At 49.5% G+C, this 1,009-nt stretch carries 1 protein-coding gene; it reads right to left on the reverse strand.

Going from position 1 to position 1,009, the window contains the following annotated elements; translation table 11 throughout:
* Positions 1 to 22: 22 nt before the first annotated feature.
* Positions 23 to 1,009: IS630 family transposase (locus tag AEA42_RS09850; protein WP_080612416.1), on the reverse strand; the 987-nt coding region annotated here is incomplete at its 5' end.

Consider the following 1,009-nt stretch of genomic DNA (forward strand, 5'->3'; position numbering starts at 1 on the left):
TAAATAGCTGATCCGAATACTGCTACATTTTCGCCGTGCCATGCCCACTGCCAGGAAATGGGGAAACGGTTCCCATAAAATGCCATACCATGCCAAGCAGTTCCCGTATGTTCCTGCAAGCGTGATTGCGGGTTACCGTTTCATGCAGTGCGAGCCATAAGCGTTCTATCTTGTTGACCCACGGCGAGTATACCGGCTGAAATAGTAATCTGAATTTGGGATTATGCTTGAGCCAAGCTACGGTCTTACGGCTCTTATGAATAATGTAATTGTCCAGGATGAGCGTGATGGTTTTGGCTTTGCGGTAATGACGCTTAAGCTTCTCCAACATGGCAATAAACAGCTCTGACGCTTTGCTATCGTGGCTTACATAAAGCACTTTCCCGGTGCTGGCATGCAGGGCTCCAGCTATGTAATGCTTACGGTTGTTGCCTGGGGTGACAACGCGTTTTTGTTGTCCTTTTGGCATCCAATCTGCCCCGATTTTTGGGTTCAAGTCGATGTCTACTTCATCTTCATAGAAAACCGGATGCTCGACGCAACACTGCTCAAGTGCCTGATTTATCGCGGCCATTTTCTCCTCTTTGTGTGGGTCTTTGATACGCAATGTCGGAGCCGAGCGGCGCCAGACCATTCCTGCTTTGGGTAGTAATCGGCGGACGGTGGATGCAGCGATGCTGAGCTTAAGCTGTGCATTAATCACCATGGCAAGCAGTTCACTGCTCCAGCGGCTACGTTGGTAACCAAAGTCCTGTGGGCATAGCTGAATAAGCAAAGATAGACAGAGCAATATGGGGTCTATGGGCAAGCTTGCCGGCCGTCCCAGCTGCAGAGATTTAAGCCCATCAACGCCGCTTTCGGTATACCAGCCTAACCAACGACCAATACTGGAGCGTGCTGCACCAGTAGCATGATGAACGTCAGTAATCGACAGCCCTTGATGCAGCATCAGCATAGCGATAAGACGTCGAGCGAAGTGTTTATCCTTGGTTTTATGGATCAATTTCTG

Origin of the sequence: Shewanella sp. Sh95, assembly GCF_001308045.1 — a bacterium.
Classification (GTDB): domain Bacteria; phylum Pseudomonadota; class Gammaproteobacteria; order Enterobacterales; family Shewanellaceae; genus Shewanella; species Shewanella xiamenensis.